Origin of the sequence: Actinotignum timonense (genome assembly GCF_002860685.3) — a bacterium.
In the GTDB taxonomy this organism is placed as follows: domain Bacteria; phylum Actinomycetota; class Actinomycetes; order Actinomycetales; family Actinomycetaceae; genus Actinotignum; species Actinotignum timonense.
On sequence record NZ_CP136960.1, the window covers coordinates 1,085,994 to 1,109,926 of the forward strand.

Here is a 23,933-nt window from a genome sequence, read left to right on the forward strand (position 1 = left end):
GCTCAGCGGCCGGCGCATTCGGCCGGCTCAGCGCCCGGCGCCAAGTCCGGCGTCTAAGGCCAAGCTCAGCGCTTAGCAGCAGCCGGTGGAGACATTCTCCTCGTCGAAGGCTGCGCGCTGGCGCCAGAACTCGCGCTTGGCGAGCGGCGGATGATCGGGATGTTCACGGGCGTGCCGGGCTACGTATTTCTCGTAAGCCGATTCGCCGGTGAAATCCCGCCACAGGCCGCGAGCGTGCGCCGCGAAGGCGCGGAGCTGGGTCATGAACATTGGCCTGATCTCCTAGCTCTGAGCGGACCCGGAAGAATCCGAGTCGCTGGCAGAGCTCGCCTTGGCAGCTGGCGGCGTCGTCGTACCGGAACCGGAACCGTGCGCGCCCGCACCCTTACGGTGATCGAAACCGGGAATCAAAGCCGGGTCGCCCACGACGGCGTATTCCGCCACCACCTTCTTCTCCAACTTGGTCGGGAAGAGCTGGGTGGGCGCGTAGAAGTTGGACTCCTGGTAGGGATCCTCGGAGTTCACGTACTTCTTCGCGGCGATAACCCGGATGATCTTGATAATTGCGCACACCAGCACGAAGGCCACCGTGGCCAGGAAGATCACGGAGAGCCAGCCCTGGATGAAGGTGTTACGCACAATCGCGGACTGGATGCCGATGGCTTCGGTATCCCCGGCGGCCTGCGCCTTCGCCAACGCTGCCTTCGCGTTGGTGTTCTGGGTGAAGTACCCGATGGCGGCGTCGGAGGAGAAGATCTTCTGCCAGGACGCCGCGAAGGTGACTACAAGGTCGAAGGTCGCGGCGATGCCCGGGATCCAGGCCCACTTCGCCCAGCCCTTATTGACCACCACCACGGTGCACAAAATCAGGGCCAAAGCGGCGATGAGCTGGTTTGCTACACCGAAGAGCGGGTAGAGCGTTTGGATACCGCCGCGCGGGTCGGTCACGCCCATGAGCAGCAGCGAACCCCAGGCCGCCACCACCACGGCCGTGGTAATCCACGCGCCCACTCGCCAGGAGGGATCCTTGAACTTGGGCAGCACATTGCCCAGGGCGTCGCCCAGCTGGAAGCGGGCCACGCGGGTCACGGCGTCCACGGCGGAGAGAATGAACAGCGCCTCGAACATAATCGCGAAGTGGTACCAGAAGCCCATCATGGCCTGGCCGCCGCCTACCTGGTGCAGAATATGGGCGATGGCCACCGCGAGGGTGGGCGCACCACCGGTACGCGAGGTGACGGAGGTTTCCCCAACGTCCTCGGCGACCTTATCGAAGGCCTCCGCTCCCACGTAGGTCTTCTCATTGCCGTTCTCATCCCAGGATTCCCAGCGGGCTTCCACCGAATTGCCGTGGGTATCGGTGACCGCGAGGTTTTGCACCGCGGCCGCCGAAAGCTCGGAGCGGTTATCGGTCATCTGCACGATGGCCGTGCCCGCCAGCTTATCGGTGGTGTGCTCGGAGGTATTCATACCGAAGTAGATACCCATATTGAGGGAGGAGGCCGCGGCCAGCGCCATAATCGCCACGAAGGATTCCATGAGCATGCCGCCGTAGCCGATCATGCGGACCTGGGATTCCTTCTGGATCATCTTCGGGGAAGTACCCGAGGACACCGTTGCGTGCATCCCGGAAAGCGCCCCGCAGGCGATGGTAATAAAGAGGAAGGGGAAGAGTTCCCCGGCGAATACCGGGCCGTCCGTATTCGAAGCGAATTCGGTGACGGCCGGCATTTCCACCAGCGGGCGCACGATGAGAATGCCCAGCGCCAGCACCACGATGGTGCCGACCTTCATGAAGGTGGACAGGTAGTCACGCGGGGTGAGGAGCAGCCAGACCGGCAGCACGGCCGCGAAGAAACCGTACACAATCATGCACCACACGAGGGTGGTGGGGGACAGGTGCAGGAACGCCTGGCCGAAATCGGATTCCGCCACGTAGCGGCCCCCGATAATCGCACCGAGCAGCGCAATGAACCCAACAATGGACACCATCGTGATATTGCCGGGCTGCACGAAACGCAGCCACAGGCCCATGCACAGCGCGATGGGGATGGTCATACCAACGGCGAAAACGCCCCAGGGCGAATCGGCCAGCGCGTTCACGCAGATCATGGCGAGCACGGCCAGCACGATCATGAGCATGACGAGGATCATGACCGCGGCCACGGCCCCGCCGATCTTCCCGATTTCATCCACGGCCATCTGGCCGAGGCTGCGCCCGCCGCGGCGCATGGAGAAGAAGAGGACGAGCATGTCCTGGACGGCACCGGCCACGCACACCCCGAAGATAATCCACAGGGTGCCGGGCAGGTAGCCCATCTGGGCGGCCAGCACCGGGCCCACCAGCGGGCCGGCGCCGGCGATAGCGGCGAAGTGATGCCCGTAGAGCACCACGCGGTTTGTCGGGTCGAAATCGCGTCCGTTATTGATGCGTTCGGCCGGCGTCGCGTTGGAATCGTCGGGCTTCATAATGGTTTTTTGAATAAAGAGCGCGTAGAAGCGGTAGGCGATCATGTAGGTGCAGACCGACGTCACCACGAACCACGCGGTATTGACTTGTTCACCGCGATAGAAGGCGAGCATGTACCAGCCCGCAACGCCGAGGGCTGTTACGAGGACCCACACCGCGATGCGCGGCAGCGTCCACTTCGTATGCGGTTTTGTTCCGACCGGAACACCGTGGCGGTTCCGGATAATATATTTTTCCTCTTCTTCGCTATAGCTCGGAAGAGCAGTGTCAGCTGGTGCACTCATAGCTGAAACTCCATTTATATGGGCCGGCGCGGTCCGCGTGGACGGCAGCGCTGGCATCTTGTGCGGATCCTCGGTTGAGTACCCGGGTGGCGTACGCCACCACATCCGATAATAAACGCGTGCAACAGTAATGGGTTAACTTACGTTCGCGTTAGCGCGCTATTTGTGGGCTAGACCACTAAAATGGTGGCTTGCGGTGATGAAGCACGACGACGCCGCCAGCTGGCCGCGGGCTGGCTTGGGGTGGAAGTGGCGGTTTGGAGCCAGTTTCGCACTTATCGCAAGATGTAGGGGTGGCGGGTGGGTGGTGCCCCTATAGGTAGTGGTAAGCTCGCCCGGTGAGCGCGAAACGCGGTGCCGAAAAAATGTGTTGCACATCATAAATTCGGCGGGCGCGGGGCAAGAGTGGCGCGGCGTCGCCCTTTATGGGGTCGGGCACGGCGTGCGCGGCTCAAAAAACGCACCCGTGTGGCGCACGAAGCACACCGGTGTCATTCTGGCCGACTACTATATGTAGTGTTCGAATTTTACGGAGGCACAAGATGTTGATTGATACCTCAACGACCACGGGGGTAGTCGTCACCAAGCGTGACGGTCGGTCGGTTAGCTTTGACGCCGGTAAGATCTACCGCGCAATCGCGCTGGCAATGAACAGCCAGGGCATCGACGATTACGCATTCGTTGAGGAAGCCACCCGCACGGTAATCGATCATCTTGATGCTGCCAAGCTTGACGTTCCCACCATCCAAACGGAAGTGGAAAACGTGCTCATGGCATCCCGCTACCCGCAGGTGGCGCGCGCCTATATCGAGTACCGCCACGATCGCGATACGGCGCGCGAACAGGCCATGGATATTTCGCGCTCCCTGGATAAGCTCATGCAGCGCGATAAGACGGTGGTCAATGAGAACGCCAATAAGGACTCCACTGTTTTTAACACCCAGCGTGATCTAACCGCGGGTGCGGTGGCCAAGGCGTACGCCCTCAAGTACCTGCTGCCCCCGGCGGTGGCCAATGCGCATATTAAGGGCGATATCCACTTCCACGATCTGGATTACAACCCCTTCCAGCCCATGACCAATTGCTGCCTCATCGATATTGAAGGCATGCTGCGTGATGGCTTCCAGATTGGTAACGCCCGGGTGGAATCCCCGCGCTCCATTAACACCGCTACCGCGCAGATCGCTCAGATCATCGCGAATGTGGCCTCCAGCCAGTACGGTGGCTGCTCGGTGGATCGCTGCGATGAAGTGCTCGCCCCCTACGCGGAACTCAATTACGCCAAGCACCTCAAGGATGCGCAGCGTTGGGTTGCCGAAGATAAGCGCGATGAGTACTGCTGGGAAAAGACGAAGAAGGACATCTACGATGCCATGCAGTCCCTGGAGTACGAGATCAATACGCTCTACTCCTCGAACGGGCAGACTCCTTTCGTCACCCTCGGATTCGGCCTGGGCACCAACCGTTTCGAGCGGGAAATCCAGAAGGCCATCCTGACCATTCGCATTAAGGGCATCGGGGCCGATGGCCACACCGCGATCTTCCCGAAGCTCGTTTTCGGGCTGCGCCGCGGCGTTAACCTCAACCCTGAGGATCCTAATTACGACGTCAAGCAGCTGGCCCTGGAATGCTCCACGAAGCGCATGTACCCGGACGTCCTCTCCTATGATCGCCTCACCGAGCTGGAAGGTGATTACAAGGCTCCCATGGGTTGCCGTTCCTTCCTGCCCAAGTGGGTGGATCCGGAAACCGGTGAGGCCGTGAACGCCGGGCGTAATAACCTGGGCGTGGTCACCCTCAACGTGCCGCGTATCGCGCTGCAGGCGCGCGGGGATAAGCAGCGTTTCTGGAAGATCTTCGATGAGCGCATGCAGGTGGTCAAGGAAGCTCTGGTCTACCGGGCGCAGCGCTGTGAGGATGCCACTCCGGAGAACGCCCCCATCCTCTACCGCTACGGTGCCCTGGGTATCCGCGCGGAAGAGGGCGATGAGGACGTCACAAAGTTCTTCCACAACCAGCGGTCCACGCTTTCCATTGGCTACATTGGCCTGTACGAAGCGGCTACCGCGTTCTACGGCCCGAATTGGGAGCATAACGCGGAAGCGAAGGAATTCACCCTGGATATCGTGCGCCGCTTGAGTGCGTACGCTGACCAGTGGAAGAAGGAGTACCCCTACTGGTTCTCCGTGTACTCCACCCCGGCCGAATCCCTCACCAACCGTTTCTGCTCCATGGATCGCGAGCGTTTCGGTGCGGTTCCGGATATCACCGCGAAGGATTACTATACGAACTCCTTCCACTACGATGTGCGCAAGAAGATCACTCCCTTTGAGAAGATTGACTTCGAAGCGCCCTACGCGGAGTACACCAAGGGTGGTTTCATCCACTACTGCGAGTACCCCAAGCTGACCCACAACACCGCGGCTCTGGAAGCGGTCTGGGATTACGCTTACGATAAGGTGGCCTACCTGGGCACCAATACTCCTATTGATAAGTGCTACGAGTGCGGCTTCAACGGGGAATTCGATCCCACGGCGGAAGGTTTCAAGTGCCCGAATTGCGGCAATGATGATCCCGACCGTTGCGATGTTGTCAAGCGCACCTGCGGGTACCTCGGTAACCCGGTCAAGCGCCCCATGGTGCACGGCCGGCATGAGGAAATCATTTCCCGCGTCAAGCACATGGACGGTCCCTGCGCTTAAGCGCGGTGGGTGTTCGGTGCCGCGCGGCCTGAGCACCCTAGCGCCCAGCGCCCGGTGTGCCTAGCTTGTCGCGGGCACACTCTCGCAAGGCTCCCCGCACTCGGCGAATGTGCCGGGCGCGGGGAGTATTGTGACTCAGGGACCGTGAGAAGGTAAGGAAGAATGCGAGAATTGCGCCTGCTCTCCACACCTCCGGAAGCTCCGGGGGTGCACCAACCCAAGCGCCCCGGCGCCTGGGATGGGCGGCGCTTATCGCGCAGCTATGTTGCCGATTACAAGCCCTTCGTTATGGTGGACGGGGAAGGGGTGCGCTGCGCGATCTACGTATCCGGCTGCCCCTTCAAATGCCCGGGCTGCTATAACGTGGCGGCCCAGAGTTTCCGCTACGGCACCCCCTACACAGAGGAACTAGAAGAACGCATCCTCGAGGATTGCGCGAAAAGCTACGTGGCCGGGGTGTCTTTCGTGGGCGGCGAGCCCTTCCTCAATACCCCGGTGCTACTGCCCCTGGCCCGGCGTTTCCGGGAACGCTTCGGGAATAGTAAAACAATTTGGAGCTGGAGCGGCTACACCTTCGAGCAGCTCCTGGAAGAAACCGAAGATAAACGCGAACTTCTTTCCCACGTGGACGTGCTGGTGGACGGGCCTTTTATCCAATCCCAGTTCATTCGTGACCTCACGTTCCGCGGCTCGAAGAACCAGCGCATTATCGACGTGCCCGAAACATTTGCCGCCATGGAAGCCGGGTGCGAAGCCCCGGTGCGGCTCTGGAAAAATGGAGATTACGACTAACGTGACCAGCACTCACCCTGCCGCTCAGGAACCCGCGGCCCAGCCGCCGGCAACGATGCCGCGCCGCAGCCGCGTTCTTATCGGAACACTTCTTGCCATTATGACCACGGGGGCGCTCACCGCCTTCTCTATTTTTGTGCGCCCGCTTGCCGCGAGCCGCGGATGGGCAGCGCCGGATATTATGCTGGCCTTCGGGCTCGCCTCCCTGGTAGTGCCCTTTATTATGATTGCCTCCGGCACGCTCTTGCGGCGCGGTTACGCGGCCCAGATGATGGCGGTGGGCGGTATCTGCTTCGGGCTGGGGCATATCCTGGCCGGCCTAGCCCCCACCCTCGCGCTGTTCGTGCTTAGCTACGGGTTGGTCACCGGCGGCGGTCAGGGTCTCTTCTACTCGGCTGCGCTCACCAATACCATGCGTTTCTTCCCGGACCGGCGCGGTATGGTAGCTGGTCTTATCACCGCAGGGATGGGAATTGGCCCCATGATCATCGCTCCGGCCGGCCAGCATCTCATTGCTGGCTACGGCGTGCATAGCTCCCTGGTGATTCTCGGCATTGCTTTCACAGTGATTAACGCCGCCGCGGTCATCTTCCTGGTGCGTCCCTTCCGCGAAGAATACGGGGCCTACCTACCCCGCCCGGCGGGCACGGCCGCAGCCGCCGGACCGCGCGCGAGCCTGAGCCCGCTCCAGATGCTCGCCACCCCCACTTTCTGGCTCATCCTCGCTATTTTCGTCACGGCTGCTTTCGGTGGCATCATGGTCAATGCCAATATGGCCCCGCTCGCCACGAGTATTGGGTTCGACGCCGCAGCCGCGGCTCTCACCGTCTCGCTTTTCGCGGTCGCGAACGCGGCCGGGCGGCTGGCCTGGGGCTGGCTTTCCGACCGTATCGGCATCCCGCTGTGCCTGGTGGCGGTGCTCGGCTGCGCGGCAGGCGGGCTCGCGCTTCTCGCGCTATCCGAGCGCGGGGCAACGGTACTCTTCCTCAGCGGTGCCATCCTGGTAGCCCTGGCCTTCGGGGGCACCATGAGTCTTTTCGCGCCGCTGACCATGCACAGCTTCGGGCCGCGTCACAATGGAACCAACTACGGCCTCATGTTCCTCGGTTTCTCGCTGGCCGCCGTCGTCGCCCCGCGTTGGGCCGCTGCAAGTGCCGGCGCGCACGGAGGATCCTTCACCCCGGCGCTGTGGGGTGCTTGCGTACTGGCAGCGATCGGTCTTTTCTTGGCCGGACTTTTCCGCTGGTGGAAAGCGCGCTCACCACAGCGCTGAGCTTTCCCGTAAAGTGAAAGAAACAAGGAGGTAGCTATGGCTCAGCTCTCTGCCCGGCGTATCGGGCATCTTCATTTCACCGCCGTTAATGATCGCGGCGCCAGCGTGGAAATCGGGAAAGGTCCCGAACAATTCACTCCCGGGGAACTCATGCAGCTGGCGGTGGCCGGTTGCCAGGCCCTCAGCGCGGATTCCCGTTTCGAGCAGCTCCTCGGGGAGGACTATAGCGCCACCTTTACGGTGAGCGCGGATGCGGATCGGGAAAATAACCGCTACACCGCTTTCCACACCGCGATGGAGGTGGAATTCGCCGATATGCCTGAAGAACAGCGCGGTGCCTTGCTTCAGCGCGTGGACCGAGCCATCGCGCGGGCCTGCACGGTGGGCCGCACCCTCGACCATCCCGCCCCGCATGACCTGGAGATCCGCAGCGCCGCGGATAACTAAGCCCCTAACGGCGCAATCAGGATGCCGCCGGGCACCGTGAGAACGTTGCCCGGCCCGTGAGAAAGCCGGAAGGCATCATGAGAACGCCACCGGGCTCCACCAAGAAAGGACACGAATATGAGTACCGCTAGCCTGAGCGCCGCCGGAGTGAGTATCTGGCTGGACGATCTATCCCGGGAGCGTATCGCTTCCGGGAACCTCGCTTCCCTTATCGAGACGCATACTGTGCGCGGCGTGACCACGAATCCCACGATTTTCGCCGCGGCCCTGCGCAATGGAGAAAGCTACACTGAGCAGGTGGCCGCCACTGCCGCGGCCGGCAAGGACGGCGACGAAGCGATCTTCGACATCATCATTAAGGACGTCCAGGACGCCTGCGATATTTTCCGCCCCATTTTTGAAGAATCCGGCGGGGAAGACGGCCGCGTTTCCATCGAGGTCTCCCCGGAACTCGCGCATGATACCTCGGCAACCGTGGCCCAGGCCCGCCAGCTGTGGGACCGGGTGGACCGCCCGAATGCCATGATCAAAATCCCGGCCACCAAGGAAGGGCTGCCGGCTATTACCGAAGTGATCGGGCACGGAATCTCCGTGAACGTCACCCTGATTTTCTCCCTGGCTCGCTACGGCGAAGTGGTGGATGCCTACCTGGCCGGCCTGGAAAAGGCTCAGCGTTCCGGGCATGCGCTCAGCGATATCCACTCGGTGGCCTCGCTTTTCGTTTCCCGCGTGGATACCGAAGTTGATGCCCGCCTGGAGAAGATCGGCACCGAGGAAGCCCTGGCGCTGCGCGGCAAGGCCGGGGTGGCCAACGCCCGCCTCGTTTACGAAATCTTCGAGAAGAAATTTGCCTCCGAGCGTTTCGCTACCCTCGCGGCGGATCACGCGCATGCCCAGCGCCCGCTATGGGCTTCCACCGGGGTGAAGAACCCGAATTATCCGGATACTCTGTACGTCACCGAACTGGTGGCGCCGGCAACCGTCAATACCATGCCGGAGAAAACCCTGGAGGCCACCGCGGACCACGCGGAGATCACCGGGGATACCGTGCGGGATAACTACGGCCAGGCCCACCGAGTCTTCGAAGAGCTGGCCGCGGTGGGCGTGGATATGGGCGATGTGGCCGCCCAGCTCGAGAGTGAAGGCGTGGAGAAGTTCATCGTCTCCTGGAAGGAACTGAGCGAAACCGTTAGCGCCGCGCTCGCGGCTGCTCGCGCTTAGCTTCCCGCTTCGGCGTCAATTTCTAGCACTGGCTCCGCCTGGGGGAAGGCGTCCGTCATCTCCCATACCGAGGCCGCGACCGTGATATCACCCTCCTCAGCCAGGAGGGTGATATCACGTTTGCCCTCCACAAAGGCCAGCGAGGAGAGCACCCGCTCGCCGTTCCCGGCTATCACTTCCACCGAGCCGGCATCCACAAGCACCCGGAAACTTAGCTCAGCAAGCGGAGCTGAGTCCGCAATCTCGGCGGCGCGCTCGCCCCAAAGCCGGTAGGCCGGAGCCCAGGGCGCAGCCCGGTAGCCCAGATTGCCCACCGCGCCGCCGCGATCCACCCCGATGGTGCCGCTATTACGATCCACGATAATGCTCACCGAACTGGTATCCGAACCAATGCGCAGGCGCAGCCGTTCACATGCACCCGCAAGCAGAGTCACGGAAATATCCGCCGCGGTCACATCGCGGGCGAGGATGGTAGGCGCGCTGGCCGAAAGGGCGGCGTCGTCGTTCCATAAACAGCGGCCGTGCAGGCGCGTGAGGGTAGGGGCGGGCCGTAAGCACAGTTCACCGGACTCGAGGTGGACGCTCATCGGTACCGTGAGCTGGCCGGACCAGCCGTCGGCCGCGGAGGCCGGGGCGCGCCCGAAGCTGCCCATCCAGCCGAAAAGGGTGCGCTGGCCATTGATGAGGCAGGTCTGTGGCGCGTAAAAACTGTGCCCCCAATTGAGGGTGCGGTACGGCGCGCGGGGTTCAAAACTACCTCCGGGCCGCCAGCTGCCCAGCAGGTAGCCCGCGCTATTGACGTTGCAATGCGCGAAACCTTCCGGGCGGATGCCCATGGGCGAAAAAATCAGCACCCAGGTATCGCCGAGCGGGAAGAAATCGGGGCATTCGAGCATGAAAACCCGCGGGTCCGGGTGGCGGTAGAGGACGCGGTCGAAAGTCCAACGGGCCAGGTCGGGGGAGCTGTACATCCACACTTCGCCGCGGCGGTCGCGGCTTTGCACGCCCACGACCATGCGGTAGGTATCGCCGTGGCGCCAGACCTTCGGGTCGCGGAAATCGCGCACGCCTTCCGGGGTAGGTACGACGACGCCCTTCTTCTCAAAAGTCACTCCGTCGCGTGAGATCGCCCGGCACTGCGACTGCCCGCAGCTGGCTGGAGCCGGCTCCGCCACATTGCGGTTCCCGGTGTAGAACACTTCGAGGTGCCCGCAGGTGGCCTGGAGGGCTGATCCGGAGAAGACGCCGTCGCGGTCGGCTTCCAGGGAAGGAGCCAGGGCGAGGGGGCGGCGCTCCCAGGTGGCGCCGTCGCGCGAAACCACGTGCCCCCAGTGCATGGGCCCCCACTCGGTGGAATAGGGGTGGTGCTGGAAGAAAACGTGGAGTTCCTCGCCGGTGTGGACCAGGCCGTTCGGGTCGTTGATCCAACCGGCGGGTGCCGCGATATGGAAACGCGGGTACCAGCGCGGGTTCACGGCGGCGGCGAGCTGGGCATTCGCGGCGCGAGCCCGGGCCAGCGCCGCATCGTGGTCGGCGGTGAACTCAAAGGAAAGCGACATGGTTATCCCTTAATACCGGAAGCGGCAATAGAATTGACGAATTGTTTCTGGAAAGCCAGGAACAGCATGATGACAGGAACGGTGATCAGCGTGGAGAACGCCATGATCTGGCCCCAGGATACGTTGAGCTGCTGGAAATAGTCGATCCCGATCATCGCCGGGCGCAACTCTTCCGAGCGCACCGTCATGAGTGGCCACAGGTAGGAATTCCACGCCGGTAGGAAAGTCAGAATCGCGACCGTTGCGGTAGCCGGGCCGGAGAGCGGCATGACGATAGAACGGTAGATCTTGAACCAGCTTGCCCCGTCCACGCGTGCCGCTTCATCCAGCTCGCGCGGAATGGAATCGAAGTACTGGTAGAAGAGGTAAATCGAGAGTGCATTGGCAATAAAGGGCACAATCTGGACCTGGTAGGTATCCAGCCAGCTCTGCGAGAAGCCGTTCGCATCCAACCACGGGAGCTTATTGACCCACCACAGCAGGGGCAGTGCCAGAGTTTCAAAGGGAACAATGAGGGTGGCGATCACCAGCGTCAGCGAAATCTTGCGGCCCCGGAATTGCAGGCGGGAGAGCGCGAAGGCCGCCATGGAATTGACGATGAGCCCGAAAACCACGATGCACACCGAGATGATGACGGAGTTGAGGAGGAAACGCCAGAAAGGTACCCGGTTGAATACTCCGGAGTAATTATCGAAGCTGAGGTCGCCCACCGGGAGGAAAGCCTCCAGGCCGCCCATATCCCCGAAAATCTGGGTATCCGGTTTGAAACTGGAGACCACCATGAAAAGGAGCGGCAGGCCGAAAATGGCGGCCAGCCCAATACGCAGCGCCCAGATTCCAATAGCGCGGGGGATGCTGCGAGATGACGTCGCGGTGCTCATGCGCGGGCCTCCTTATCGCGAGTGAGATAGCGTTGCACCAGATTGACGGCGAGAACCAGGACGAAGAAGACCAGGGAAATCGCCGCGGCGTAGCCGGTTTGCTGCTGGTCGTATCCGGTGCGCACCGCCTGGTAGACCACCGTTGAGGTGGAATCGAGGGGCCCACCCTTCGTCATAATATTGATCTGGGTGAACAGCGAGAACGCTGCGATGGTGATCGTAATGAGAATAAAGGTGCGGGTTTGGCGCAGACCCGGCCAGGTCACGTGTTTGAATTGCTGCCAGCTCGACGCCCCGTCCAGAGCCGCCGCTTCATAAAGTTCACCCGGGATCGTTTGCAGGCCGGAAAGCCAAATAATCATATGCATCCCGGCGGCCTGCCAGGCGGACATCACGATAATGGCGAAGAGCGCCCAACTGGGATCACCCAACCAATCCGGGCCGGAAATACCGATTTTGGCCAACAGCGCGTTGAGCAGGCCATCGGGTTGGTACATGAAGAGCCACAGCATGGATACCACCACCATGGAGGTGACCATGGGCAGGAAGAAAACGGTGCGGAAGAAATTCAAGCCCGGGAACTTCTTATTTACGAGCAGCGCCATAATAAGCGCCAGGCCCGACTGCCCGGGCACAATAACGAGGGCGAAAATGAGGGTATTGCGCAGGGACGCCCAAAAGACCTCGGTTCCAAACAACCGCTCAAAATTCTCCAGGCCGATGAATTGCATCGGGCGCGGGGAGATGAGGCGCGCGTCGGTAAACGCAAGGATAAAAGTCAGGACGATGGGAACCACAAGGAAAAGCAGCATGAGGATTCCCGCGGGGGCCAGCATTCCCCACCCGGCCCGTGCTTGCGCGGAAGTTTCGCGTCGGTATTTTCGCGACGACGCAGCAGCTGGCTGAGCACGCTGAGAAGATGCTGGCGCCGGCCGGAGCGCGTGCTTACTCTCCGCGGTGGCCTGGGGTGCAGAAGTCATATCACTGGCCTTTCGGCAGGGCGCGTGAGCTGCCGGTGGTAGCTCACGCGCCTCGCGCATCAGGTGTTACTTGAAGAAGCCGTTGGCTTTTTGGTTGGCGTCAATATTCGCCACGGTTTGGTCGAGGATCTTCTTGGGATCCCCGCCGTTGAGAATGTCCTGGGTTGCCTTGGTGAATTCGGTAGCGATGAAGGGATAGCCGGCAGTTTCGGGGCGCAGCACCGCGTACTTCTTGGAGAATTCCCGGAAGATGGAGTACTTCCCGCCCTCGGCAAAGGCCGGAACTTCCGCGGTGGCAGCATCGGTTGCTGGGATATTACGGGTAGCCACCGAAACCGAAGCCACGTACTTATCCTGAGCGGCGAACTTCATGTAATCCAGCGCTCCCTCGGGGGCTGGGCACGACGGCGACATGCCCCACTGCCAGGAGCCGCCGCCAATCTTCGGGCCCTTGCCAAAATCGGGCGGCGGGAGGAAGACGACGTCGTCGCCAAAAGCCTCTTCGGTGGGCTGCGCTGCCCACGAACCCATCCACAAGAAAGCCGATTTTCCGTTAATGAAGTCCTGGGTGGGATCCGAACCCGCATTGGCCGGCGTGTATCCCTCAGTGACCAGAGAACGCATCCACTTCGCCCATTCCAAGGCTTCCGGGCCGTTGAGGGCGCCTTCCGCGCTTTCAAACTTCGAGCGGTCAATAAGATCCCCGCCGAAGCTTTGCAGGTAGGGGGAGTAAGCGTAGGGATACCATTCGCCCTGGTCAGCGGTGTTGATATCGAAAGGCACCGCGTACTTCCCGGAAGCCTTCACCTTGGCGAGCGCGTCGGTGAACTCCTCACGCGTCCAGGGCTGATCCACGGTGGGGGTGCGGATACCGAATTCGTCGAGGATGGACTTGCGGGTAATGATAGAGAGGGCCACATCGTAGTAACCGTAGGAGTAGATCTTGTCCTCGTAGCGCCCCACCGTGGTCGGGAGGAATTTATTGAGGGTGTCATCCATGCCTTCGAGCGGGGCAAGGTAGCCGGCCCACGCCCAGTTAGGAACATTGGGGCCGTCAATATCCATAATGCACGGCAGGCTATTGGAAGAAGCGGCCGCCACCACGGATTGGTTGTAGGAAGCCTGCGGGAACGCTTGCATGGTGACCTGGTACTTATCGGATTGTGCGTTGTAATCAGCAACGATCTGCTCGATGGCGGCGAGCTCTTCTTCGTTGCCGGCGTTATGAGTCCACATGGTGACTTCTTGTTTCCCGTCCGCAACATTGCCTTGGGACGTGGTTCCGCCCTTGCTGCAGGCGCTCAGCGTGAAAGCAAGTGCAGCGGCGGATGTTAGTGCGGTGAGTTTCCGGAATCTTTTACTCATCACCCCTCCTTGGGTTTGGTTGGCGCCCCGCCCGGGAAGCGGGAACGTGCTAAGAACCATCACGCGGCACCTTTGCACCGTGATAAATGCATTTAGCACTTGCCAGAAACTATAGGACCGCCGGTGAGTATGCGCAATGTGGGGACGTAGGTGAGCTTGGTCACCTTGGTGATCGGATACCCTTAGCTCAGGCTGTGGCCCAAGGGTGGGAAGAACGGCGCGAGGAGGTTGAATGAAGCGAGCGACGATCGCTCAGGTGGCACAACGAGCGGGTGTTTCACCCACCGCGGTGAGCTTGGTACTCAATGATCGCCCCGCGCGTCTCTCCCAAGAAGTACGGGATCGGGTGATTGAGGCAGCGGCTGCCCTCAATTACCGCCCCAACCCGGCCGCGCGTTCTTTGCGGACCAATACCACCGGGATTTACGGGGTGATCAGCCGGGATGTTACGGTCACGCGCTACGCCTCGGCCATGCTGCGCGGTATCCTCGATGCCGCAGACCAGGCGGAAAAAATCGTGTTCCTCGCGGAAGTGGGGGATAGCGCGAGCCGTGCGGAGAACTCGGTACGCGAGATGCTCAATCGCAACGTCGATGGCCTTATTTTCGCGGAAATGGGCGCAAAAATGATCACCGTTCCGGAGATTGTGCGTGGCCTGCCGGTGGTGGTGTGCAATGCGGTGCCGGATCGGGAGGGAAGTTTCCCGGCGGTGCTTCCGGCCGAATACGAGGCGGGGCGGCGCGTGGCTAATGTGCTTATTGAGGCGGGGCATCGCAACATCGCGATTATCGGCATGGATGACGAATTGCGCGAGCCACGCATCTCCGCCACCATCTGCCATCGTTTTGACGGAATACTGGATGCTTTTGAAGAAGCGGGCCTCAGACCGGTGAAGATTTTCCCGGGTACGCTGTGGGATCCGGATCTCGGATACGAGGCGATGGGCGAGCTGCTGGATAACGGCCCGGAGTGCACCGCGATTCTCGCTCTCAACGACCGTATTTCTTTGGGTGCGATTCAGCAGTGTTTGGGGCGCGGCATGCACCTGCCCGATGATCTCTCGATTGCTTCGTTCGACGACGATGAAATCGCGCTCTACGTTCACCCGGCCCTCACCACCATCGCAATTCCCTACTGGGAGATCGGGCAAACTGCCACCCGGCTCCTGGGCGAGGAAGGTGCGGGGGACCGCGATATTCACCTGGTGGATATGCCGCTACGTATGCGCGAATCAGTGCGCCGAATCTAGGTGCGGGGCTCGGGCTTATTCTGCCCGCAGCACCTGCGCCACCCGCCGAGCGAGCTCGGGCATCTGGCCGGGGCAGTAGCGCTGGTCGATGGGCAGGGCGAGGATATGCGGCCAGTCCACGCTGTGGCTGAGCCGCGGCCAAAAAGCAGGGGTGTAAACCCCGCGGGCGGCGAGGCGCTCGGCAATGTTATGTGGGTTATGCGCGGCGGACCGGCTTGGCGGTAGTGCGCCTAGACGCAGGGCGAGGGCGTAGGGCGCACCGTTTTCTTCCCCATCGCCGAAGAGCGCAGCCTCTGGCACGCCCTCGCTGACCAAGGCCGCCCGCAAAGCCCGGGCATTGGCCCGCCGCCGTTCCAGCGCCGCTCCGACATCCAGGTGGTCAAGAATATCCCGGGCCGGCCCGCTCATCGGGCTCGGGCTGAGAGCGGCATCAATGGCGGCCTCAGCTGCTCCGTCGTGCTCCTCCCCGCGCAATTGCAGCAACCCGCAGCGCGTCGCCTCGCGCGCCAACGCATTTTCCGCAGCCGCGGCGGGAAGCGCGGCGCCGAGCGCCCAGGCGCCGTCGGGAATCGGAAACCATTTCCGCAAAGATGCCACGGCATAACGCGTCGGAACCTTGTGTATGGTTGCGGCACTAAAAGGCGCGTGCGTGAGATCGGCGACGACGACGCCACCGCGGCGCTCCCACCCCTCGAGCACGGTGCGCAACTCTGGCGTGGGCCGGGCGCCGAAGGTGGTGGAGACGAGCACCGCGCAGCGCCGCGGCTCGGTGAGGAGTTCGGCGAGGAGGGCCGGGGCGGGCAGGAGATCCGGGCCGACCTGCACCCAGTGGACCCGGATGCCTTCGAGCTGGAAAGGCTCAAGCGCGGTGGCGCACAGGAATCCGGGCGCGATTAAGCGGCGGATGCCGCGGGCGGCGAGGGCCTGGGCGATGAGGCCGAGAGCCTGGCGCCCCGATTGCACCAGCACCGCGCCGGGCGGAACCGGGAGTGCGCGCGAAGCGGAGCGGGGCGGAAGGGATATGAATTCGCCGCCGAAGGTGAGTGCGGGCACCATTTCTAGATAGCGCAGCTACGCAGAAGAGTTGATATCCGGTGCATGAATTCCTTTAAGAAGAGCTCGGCATTGACCTCGAGTGCCACCTTGACGGTCTTATTCGGATCGTTAAGGCGGTGCTCATCTCCGATTGTCCTACCTCGGAAAGGTTCTTCCACATCGACTTTCAGGTTGGTTTCGAAGAAAGAAGCGAGTGACGGATCTATTGCGATAGCTACCGCGAGTGGATCGTGAAGTCCGCAGCCACCTAAATAAGGAGCGATTGTGCCGTATGCCCGAATGTATGAGTCGGTTATGTCTGCTACGTAGTTTCCTGCCGGTGTTCCAATTCGGCGCCAGGCTGCGGTTTCTTCGTACGTGAGGAGCGTTTGTAGTGTGACGTCCAAACCGATCATGGTGACCTTCGCTCCGGAACGGAACAGGGCATCAGCGGCTTCGGGATCCTGGGAGATATTTGCCTCTTGTACGGGATTGCAATTGCCCGGAACCGTCAGGGCCCCACCCATGATGACAATCTGGCACCGATTGTGGAAACCTGGGTCTTTTTCCAAAGCTTGAGCGAGGTTAGTCATTGGTCCGGTCGCCACGATTACCAAGTTCTCGCCGTATTCCTTCGCCGATTCGATCAGGAAGTCGCAGGCGGATTCTGGCTCAGGCTGCCGGTTGGATTGTGGGATTTGTACGTCACCAAGGCCGTTTCGTCCATGAATCAGCGCTGATGCTTCTTGGACAGTGAAAGTAGAACGCTGGAGGGCGTGGGAAGCTCCGGCAAAGACGGGAATGTTGTGATGGCCGAATAGATCAAGAAGGCTAAGGCTGTTCTGGATGCCCGTATCCCGCTGGACATTCCCGAACGTGCCGGTTACTCCAATGACTTCTACCTCCGGGGAACCCAAAGCATAGGCAAGTGCCAGGCAATCATCGATGCCGGTATCAAGATCTAGGATCAGCTTCTTCATGGAAAACTCCTGTGAATGTTGATATCTCTTTGTAGGTTCTTACGTATTGGAAGCGGGCGTTGGCGCTTGGGACTGCGCATTGGAATCCGCATCTTTTCGGTGATCGCGGTCCTTCCGTATGAGGCGCTGAAGCCAGTAAAGATCAATAATCACGATTGCCGTATTCATGATAACCATAGGCCAAATGCCCAAGATGAGGTTGTAAATAGCGGCGATACCGCTGCCGACGAAGTTCCAAAAACGGAACTTTCTTTGGTTAGGCAGGATCAGGGAAAGAACGACAAGGAGCGACCCTAACCACCCAAAAGCCTCAAGTAACGTTTTCTGATCCATATGTACTTACCTCCTTGTGAGTACATGTCCAACAATAGACTTAGATGTAGAATAACTTATTGACAAGATGGCACAGCTGTGACAGGCTTGTAGAACAACTTACAAGATGAAGGAGGTAGTCAATGAGGACTATTGATTGGATCGATGGGCATATTGAACTCATTGACCAGACGAAACTGCCGGGCGAACTGGTAGTGCGAAAAGTGTCAGATCTTGACGAACTTATCGATGACATCAAGCGACTGGCAGTACGCGGCGCACCCGCTCTGGGAGTTTCGGGGGGCCTGGGCGTTGCACTGGTTGCCCAGCAGGGACTGACCGGAAGTGAACTAGAAGAGGCTGCTCATCGTCTCGCGAATGCTCGTCCGACTGCTGTCAATCTTTCCTGGGGCGTTAAACGCGTTATGCAATACGCGAGTGAAGGCAAGGAGCGGATTCTTGAAGAGGCGCTAAAGATTCGCGACGAGGATATTGCTTCGTGCTATTCCATGGGGCAGTACGGTGCGGATCTTATGGAAGAACTGCTTGGTGAAGGGCAGCATTCGGTTATGACTGTCTGCAACACCGGTGGTTTGGCTTGCGTGGAGCGGGGAACCGCACTCGGTGTTATCCAGACCATGTTCGAGCGGGGAACTCTTAAGGAAGCACTTCCGGTTGAAACGCGTCCCCTACTGCAGGGATCGCGACTTACCGCTTGGGAACTCCAGCAAATGGGTGCACCCTACCGGCTCATTGTTGATTCCGCCGGGCCTTTCCTGCTTCGTCGCGGTTTTGCTCAGGCCTTCTTTGCCGGAGCTGATCGCATCGCGGCTAACGGTGATACCGCTAATAAAATCGGTACCTACTCCCTGTCGCTTGGTGCTAAGGCAATGAATCTTCCAGTCATTATTGTGGCTCCGGAATCGACCATCGATATGGCGACGAAGACGGGTGAAGATATCAAGATCGAGGACCGTGGTAGCGAGGAAGTTGCGAACTTCCACGGAGTTCGGACGGCTCCTGAAGGAACCGAGGCTATCAACCCTGCATTTGACGTGACACCGCACGAGAATATCACCGCTATTGTCACGGATCGGCGAGTCATTCGTATTGCTCGTGGTGAAACACTTGCAACGGTACCTCTCGGACCTATTCGCACAAAATAGAGAAATAATCTAAGGAGAACAGCGTGGCTACTTCAAAGGCGAAGTCAAAGCTTGCGGCTATCTTAGGTGTCGCGGCTCTGTCCCTTTCCCTCACTGCATGCGGTGGAAGTGACAACGCGGACAATGGGACGGCCAAGGGCGGTTCCGATGGCCCTACTTATATCTACCTGACCAATGACCCCATCGGCGTTAACAAGTTCCTGGAATCGGGAAAGATTGGCGTTGAGAAAGCCGCTGAAAAGCACGGAGGAACCGCCAAGGTTTATGAGGGGAATAGCGATCAAACCTCGATTCGCCAAAATATGGATCAGGCAATTGCCGAAAACCCTGACTACATCGTAACTATCACGTATTCCTATACGGACGTAGCGTTCGAATATGCAGAACGCTATCCGGACCAGAAGTTCATTCACATTGATGACTGCCCGGCGGGCCCCTACCCGTCCAATATGTACTGCGCAGTCTTCCGCGAACACGAAGCTGCCTATCTACTCGGATATGAAGCTGGATTACTCACAAAGAGCAATCGTGTTGGCTCGGTCGGAGCGGTAGATATTCCATTCATTCACCGGTACACCGACGCGTACGCTGCGGGAGCTAAGGCTGCCAATCCGGCGGTATCGGACCAGCAGCTGTTCATTGGTGGTGATAGTCCCTTCTCCGATCCTGCACGAGCCAAAGAGCAGGCATCTGCCTTAGTTGCTCAGGGAGTGGATCATATCTTCGCTGTAGCTTCCGGATCGAACGGCGGCATTTTTGAGGCGACTGGAAGTGGCGGTGTAACCGGGTACGGCGTTGATGTGAACCAGTGCCCGCTGACTCCTGGCGGGGTTGGTGACGGCACTTTGAAACTCATGGATTCGCTAATTCCGCAACTCATCGACAAGATTGATGCTGGACAAGCTGAATCGTTCTCATCCTTCGGTTTGGCAGAAGGCGGCATGGATCTTGTTTCGCTCGCTCCGGGTGCGGCGGAATCGCAATGCACGGTCATGGATCATCCGGATGTGGTTGCGAAGCTTGCGGAAATCAAGCAAAAAATTATCGACGGCGAAATTACGCCACCTGACGCAACCGGCAAGTTTAACTAATCCCAACGGAGTGGGGCTGGAAACCTACACGGCCCCACTCCACTTTTGTAAGAAGGGAGGATGCCAATGCTTGATATCGAAATGAGAGGCATCACAAAATCCTTCCCCGGTGTCCAGGCAAATAAGAACGTCACTTTTTCGGTGAAAAAGGGTGAGATTCATGCGCTCATGGGCGAGAACGGCGCAGGGAAATCAGTCCTCATGTCCATTCTGTCTGGACTCTATACCCCGGATGAAGGTTCGATCTTCCTTGATGGGACGGAAGTTCACTTCTCAAGCCCGCTGGACGCTATCAGAGCCGGAATTGGAATGGTATTCCAAGAGTTCCAGATGTTCCCGTCCATGACGGTTGCTGAGAATGTCGTATTCCGCAAGGAACCGACAACCGGAGGTTTGATTAACCGGGCTGAGGCTGTCGAAATTGTCGAAAGCTACGCGCAACGCTTTGGTCTGGATGTAGATCCTCGCATGCGCGTGGCAGATGCACCCGTAGGTCTCCTGCAACGCGCGGAGATCATCAAGGTTCTCTATCGTGGCGCGAAGGTGTTGATTCTCGATGAACCAACGGCCGTCTTGACTCCGCAAGAAACAGACCAGTTATTTGATGTTTTGCGGCAGCTCAAGGAGCAGGGTCAGACCATCATTCTTATTACCCACAAGCTCCGGGAGGTTATGGAGATCTCTGACCGGGTTACTGTTTTGCGCGACGGGCAAGTGGTAGCACGAATGAATACGGCCGAAGCTACTCCGGAATCGGTGACGCACGCGATGACGGGTCGCGATGTGGATCTCACGCAGGCGCCCTCCCAACTTGCTCCGGGACGTACGGTGCTTGAGGTAAAGAACCTGTGTGTTCAAGACTCCCAAAAGCAAACGAAAGTTCGTAATCTTTCGCTCGAAGTCCGCGAGGGAGAAATTCTCGGGATAGCTGGAGTAGCCGGAAATGGACAAACCGAATTAGCGAGCGCCATCGCCGGGCTGATTCCGATCACGAGCGGTTCGGTATCTATATCGGGATCCGATGTCACCAGCGCAACCGTACGAAAACGGCGCGAAAAGGGACTCTCGTATATCCCGGAAGATAGGCAAGGTGTGGGTGCGGCGCCGGAGGCATCCGCGGAAGAGAATCTGGCAATGGGGCACCATCGCAGCAAGGAACTGACTAAACGGAAAGGAATCATTGATCGCCCCGCCCGCGCTTCCTTCGCGCGGCGACTCATCGAAAAGTTCTCTGTCAAGATCGCGAATGAGAATATTGCGGTTGGCACCCTCTCTGGTGGGAATCTGCAAAAGATACTCATTGCGCGCGAATTGGAATACAACTCGCCACTGTTAGTTGCGGAGCAGCCAACCCGCGGAGTTGATATCGGAGCTATTGAGTTCATTCACTCAACGCTGACCCACTATCGTGATGCCGGTGGCGGAATCCTCCTGATTAGCGCGGAACTGAGCGAGATTCTCTCGCTATCCACCCGCGTTGCCGTCATGTATGAAGGCGAGATAGTAGCCGAGATGCCGGTTAGTGAAGCTACTGAAAGCAAGCTGGGCCTACTCATGGCAGGAGGTGCACTAGGCCATGAAGACTAAAATGAACGCTGTTTTGCGCTGGTTGGCGGGGCCGATTCCCCTGTCAATCCTTGCCGCGTTTATCATTGGCGCGATATTTATCGCTGCTGCGGGATATTCCCCCACCGATGCCTACACAACAATGGCAGAAGGCTCAATCCTTACCTCTGCCGGCGTCACCAATGCGATACAGCGAGCGATTCCTCTGATCGGAATGGCAATGGCTACGGCGGTTGCTTTCCGGTCTGGAATTCTCAATATCGGTACTGAAGGCCAAATGATCATGGGCGGGCTAGTGGGTGGCATCGTGGCACTGTACATGCCAGGTCCTGGCCTACTCGTGATGGTATGTGCGATTGTCGGTGGAATTATTGGCGGAATGCTCTGGGCGTTGCTCTCTGGTATTCTCCAGTTCTGGCCCGGAGTGCCGATTCTCATCACATCGCTTCTACTTTCATATCCAGCACGTTTCTTTGCATCGTGGATGATCCGATACCCGTTGAAAGACCAGTCATCGCAGATGGTTGCCTCGGAACAGATATCTCTTGACGTTCAAATCCCCATGCTTCTTCCCTTGAGGTCAGGGCTTGGCAAGTCAATATCGGAAAGCCTGGGACGCGGTAATTTCATTTCCACTATAGGTAATTCTGTGAACTGGTCATTCGTTATCATTCTGCTCGTTGTGATCGGAATGGCTTACGTCAACCGGAACACGATCTTTGGATATGAATCCGGGCTCAACGGGAAGAATCCCACTTTCATTCGCTACGGCGGTGGGAGCGAACGGAAACTGAGCCTCCAAGTCATGGCTCTGTCTGGTGGAATAGCGGGGCTAGTTGGCGTGATGCTCACGATCGGAGCTCCTGAAACACGCCTCATTGACGGAGCTTTGTTATCTTCCGGGTACGCATGGACCGGGCTGATGGTGGCACTCCTAGCTCTGTACCGTCCGTATGCAGTTCTCATCGCAGGTCTGTTCTTCGGAGCCATTATGGCGGGCGCCGGTTCAATGAGCCGAGGCTTGGGAATGTCTCCCCAGATTGCTGCCGTAATTCAGGGCGTCGTTATCGTTTTGATCGTCTTCAGGGTTGCACTTCCGTCCTTCAAGAAGAAGCAGAAAGCAGATCCTAGTGGCGAAACGACAGATAACGCATCGTCATCACAACCTCAGGCCGAAAACCACGCCTTTGCTGAAGGGGGCGAGAAATAATGTTTGATGCTGCACTCATCGACTCTATTGTTCGAGCTCTTATCCCAATTCTATTTGCTGCGCTTGGGGGTTTGATCTGCGATAAAGCAGGCATATTCAATATTGCGCTTGAGGGACAACTCCTGATCGGCTGCTTCTTCGCGGTGGCCACCTCGTATTACACCGGCAGTGCTCTCCTGGGTGCGCTGGGAGGCATGTTTGCTGCGGGAATCTTTACATTGATCCTGGCCTATGGAAGTGTCAACCGCGGGGCGGAACCAATTGTTATCGGCGTCGCTATGAATATTCTGGCAACGGGTGTCACCTCCTTCCTCTTGGTGGGGCTTTTCCATACGTCGGGTACATTCGTGGATCCGCGGATTGTGGGATTGAAAACCTACTCGATCCCCTTGCTCAGTGACATTCCGTGGATTGGCAAGGCGCTATTCAGCCAAACGGTATTGGGCTACCTCGCATTCGTACTTGTTTTCGTCGCATGGATTGTTATCTTCCGTACGCCACTCGGGTTGCGGCTTCGCGGGGTTGGAGAGAAGCCTCTCGCGGCACAAACCCTTGGTGTCAATCCTGTTTCCTACAAGTACGCAGCTGTTATTATTTCGGGTCTTCTGTGCGGCCTAGGTGGTGCCCAACTGGCGTTGGGGAACGTTGTGCAATTCTCTGAAGAGATGTCCGCCGGGCGCGGATGGATTGCCGTTGTTGCAGTCATGCTCGCACGTTCTCACCCAATTGGAGTTCTTGGAGCCGCGGCCCTCTTCGGTACGGCCGAAGCTCTCGGCTTCCGAGCGCAGGGAATCGGTATTCCAACCCAAGTGACCGACGCCGCCCCCTACGTCGTTACTCTGCTCGCACTGTTGCTGACGACCGTGAATTTCGTCAAGAAAAAGAAGGAGGAGACGAAACGTGAACCCATTGACGCGTGAGGAAATTGCACAGCTGCTAGATCTTTCCGAGCTTGACCAGGAAGGCGGACTGCATCGACAAACCTATGTCGATGAGCATTCCACCGCAATCTACTACCTCGTGGGTGGAGATCAGTGGTCCGAACTCCACAGGTTGAGTGGCCCCGAAGTGTACCACTGGTACGCCGGAGCACCGTTGCTTCTGGTCGAGATAGATGAAAGCGGGGAACGCCGCGAAACAATACTCGGAAACGATTTGAGAGCGGGGCAGCGGCCTCAGCACGTGGTGAAAGCCGGTGTATGGCAAGGGTCGATGTCTTTAGGAGAGTGGACTCTTCTGGGCACAACAATGGCCCCAGGTTTTTCCTGGGAAGGGTTCGAAATAGCAAGTAAGGAGATGCAGGATGCCTATGGGATAAAGTCAATGCAACAGCACGACGAAGGGAAATGA

21 protein-coding genes are annotated in these 23,933 nt (G+C 59.1%); 12 read left to right on the forward strand and 9 right to left on the reverse strand.

The genetic code is table 11. From position 1 onward, the window contains the following. Nucleotides 1-72: 72 nt before the first annotated feature. The gene (locus CYJ17_RS04460) at nt 73-270 is read right to left on the reverse strand and encodes a YbdD/YjiX family protein (protein WP_051278537.1); all 198 of its coding nucleotides are present in this window, start codon (nt 268-270) and stop codon (nt 73-75) included. Between the two features lie 12 nt (nt 271-282). Beyond that, nucleotides 283-2,754 (reverse strand): carbon starvation CstA family protein, encoded by a 2,472-nt coding sequence (locus tag CYJ17_RS04465; protein ID WP_087069820.1) that lies wholly within the window; start codon nt 2,752-2,754, stop codon nt 283-285. A gap of 542 nt (nt 2,755-3,296) precedes the next feature. On the opposite strand from CYJ17_RS04465, the gene nrdD reads away from it, so the two are divergent. From nrdD to tal, 5 genes are all read left to right on the forward strand, one after another. Further along, entirely contained in the window at nt 3,297-5,456 is a 2,160-nt protein-coding gene (gene nrdD / locus CYJ17_RS04470; protein ID WP_087069819.1) for an anaerobic ribonucleoside-triphosphate reductase, read from the forward strand. Between the two features lie 162 nt (nt 5,457-5,618). Then, entirely contained in the window at nt 5,619-6,248 is a 630-nt protein-coding gene (gene nrdG / locus CYJ17_RS04475; RefSeq protein WP_087069818.1) for an anaerobic ribonucleoside-triphosphate reductase activating protein, read from the forward strand. Between the two features lies 1 nt (nt 6,249). Further along, nucleotides 6,250-7,521 carry an MFS transporter gene (locus CYJ17_RS04480; protein WP_159454962.1) on the forward strand — a complete coding sequence of 424 codons (1,272 nt, stop codon included), beginning with the start codon at nt 6,250-6,252 and terminating at the stop codon, nt 7,519-7,521. A gap of 36 nt (nt 7,522-7,557) precedes the next feature. Beyond that, nucleotides 7,558-7,968: an OsmC family protein gene (locus CYJ17_RS04485; RefSeq protein ID WP_087069816.1), complete on the forward strand. Its 411-nt coding sequence runs from the start codon at nt 7,558-7,560 to the stop codon at nt 7,966-7,968. A gap of 117 nt (nt 7,969-8,085) precedes the next feature. Next, nucleotides 8,086-9,189 carry a transaldolase gene (tal, locus tag CYJ17_RS04490; RefSeq protein ID WP_087069815.1) on the forward strand — a complete coding sequence of 368 codons (1,104 nt, stop codon included), beginning with the start codon at nt 8,086-8,088 and terminating at the stop codon, nt 9,187-9,189. Here the strand turns inward: tal and CYJ17_RS04495 are convergent. The 4 genes from CYJ17_RS04495 to CYJ17_RS04510 form a co-directional block, all read right to left on the reverse strand. After that, nucleotides 9,186-10,748 (reverse strand): glycoside hydrolase family 32 protein, encoded by a 1,563-nt coding sequence (locus CYJ17_RS04495; RefSeq protein ID WP_087069814.1) that lies wholly within the window; start codon nt 10,746-10,748, stop codon nt 9,186-9,188. The genes tal and CYJ17_RS04495 overlap by 4 nt on opposite strands. Before the next feature lie 2 nt (nt 10,749-10,750). Beyond that, nucleotides 10,751-11,629, reverse strand: a complete 879-nt coding sequence (locus tag CYJ17_RS04500) for a carbohydrate ABC transporter permease (RefSeq protein ID WP_087069813.1) — start codon at nt 11,627-11,629, stop codon at nt 10,751-10,753. Then, entirely contained in the window at nt 11,626-12,609 is a 984-nt protein-coding gene (locus CYJ17_RS04505; protein ID WP_087069812.1) for a carbohydrate ABC transporter permease, read from the reverse strand. Before CYJ17_RS04505 ends, CYJ17_RS04500 begins: the two co-directional genes overlap by 4 nt. A 66-nt stretch (nt 12,610-12,675) precedes the next feature. Next, the gene (locus tag CYJ17_RS04510; RefSeq protein WP_087069811.1) at nt 12,676-13,974 is read right to left on the reverse strand and encodes an ABC transporter substrate-binding protein; all 1,299 of its coding nucleotides are present in this window, start codon (nt 13,972-13,974) and stop codon (nt 12,676-12,678) included. Between the two features lie 232 nt (nt 13,975-14,206). Here CYJ17_RS04510 and CYJ17_RS04515 point away from each other — a divergent pair, with 232 nt between their 5' ends. Continuing rightward, complete coding sequence (locus CYJ17_RS04515; protein ID WP_087069810.1) at nt 14,207-15,223, forward strand: LacI family DNA-binding transcriptional regulator; 1,017 nt, start codon at nt 14,207-14,209, stop codon at nt 15,221-15,223. Between the two features lie 15 nt (nt 15,224-15,238). Here the strand turns inward: CYJ17_RS04515 and CYJ17_RS04520 are convergent, their stop codons facing one another. The 3 genes from CYJ17_RS04520 to CYJ17_RS04530 are packed head-to-tail and all read right to left on the reverse strand — an operon-like array spanning nt 15,239 to nt 17,571. Beyond that, nucleotides 15,239-16,279: a hypothetical protein gene (locus CYJ17_RS04520; RefSeq protein WP_087069809.1), complete on the reverse strand. Its 1,041-nt coding sequence runs from the start codon at nt 16,277-16,279 to the stop codon at nt 15,239-15,241. A 2-nt stretch (nt 16,280-16,281) separates the two neighbouring features. Then, entirely contained in the window at nt 16,282-17,238 is a 957-nt protein-coding gene (locus CYJ17_RS04525) for a nucleoside hydrolase (protein ID WP_087069808.1), read from the reverse strand. A 39-nt stretch (nt 17,239-17,277) separates the two neighbouring features. Beyond that, the gene (locus CYJ17_RS04530; RefSeq protein WP_087069807.1) at nt 17,278-17,571 is read right to left on the reverse strand and encodes a YgjV family protein; all 294 of its coding nucleotides are present in this window, start codon (nt 17,569-17,571) and stop codon (nt 17,278-17,280) included. A gap of 122 nt (nt 17,572-17,693) precedes the next feature. On the opposite strand from CYJ17_RS04530, the gene mtnA reads away from it, so the two are divergent. From mtnA to CYJ17_RS04560, 6 genes are all read left to right on the forward strand, one after another. Beyond that, nucleotides 17,694-18,716: an S-methyl-5-thioribose-1-phosphate isomerase gene (gene mtnA, locus CYJ17_RS04535; RefSeq protein WP_087069806.1), complete on the forward strand. Its 1,023-nt coding sequence runs from the start codon at nt 17,694-17,696 to the stop codon at nt 18,714-18,716. Between the two features lie 23 nt (nt 18,717-18,739). Then, nucleotides 18,740-19,807, forward strand: a complete 1,068-nt coding sequence (locus tag CYJ17_RS04540; protein ID WP_087069805.1) for a BMP family ABC transporter substrate-binding protein — start codon at nt 18,740-18,742, stop codon at nt 19,805-19,807. 66 nt (nt 19,808-19,873) lie between these two features. Then, nucleotides 19,874-21,394: an ABC transporter ATP-binding protein gene (locus CYJ17_RS04545; protein ID WP_087069804.1), complete on the forward strand. Its 1,521-nt coding sequence runs from the start codon at nt 19,874-19,876 to the stop codon at nt 21,392-21,394. Further along, the gene (locus CYJ17_RS04550) at nt 21,384-22,583 is read left to right on the forward strand and encodes an ABC transporter permease (protein ID WP_087069803.1); all 1,200 of its coding nucleotides are present in this window, start codon (nt 21,384-21,386) and stop codon (nt 22,581-22,583) included. Before CYJ17_RS04545 ends, CYJ17_RS04550 begins: the two co-directional genes overlap by 11 nt. Continuing rightward, a complete protein-coding gene (locus tag CYJ17_RS04555; RefSeq protein WP_087069802.1) occupies nt 22,583-23,503 on the forward strand; it encodes an ABC transporter permease in 921 nt (306 codons plus the stop codon). The genes CYJ17_RS04550 and CYJ17_RS04555 overlap by 1 nt, the downstream gene beginning before the upstream one ends. Beyond that, nucleotides 23,484-23,933, forward strand: a complete 450-nt coding sequence (locus CYJ17_RS04560; RefSeq protein ID WP_087069801.1) for a cupin domain-containing protein — start codon at nt 23,484-23,486, stop codon at nt 23,931-23,933. Before CYJ17_RS04555 ends, CYJ17_RS04560 begins: the two co-directional genes overlap by 20 nt.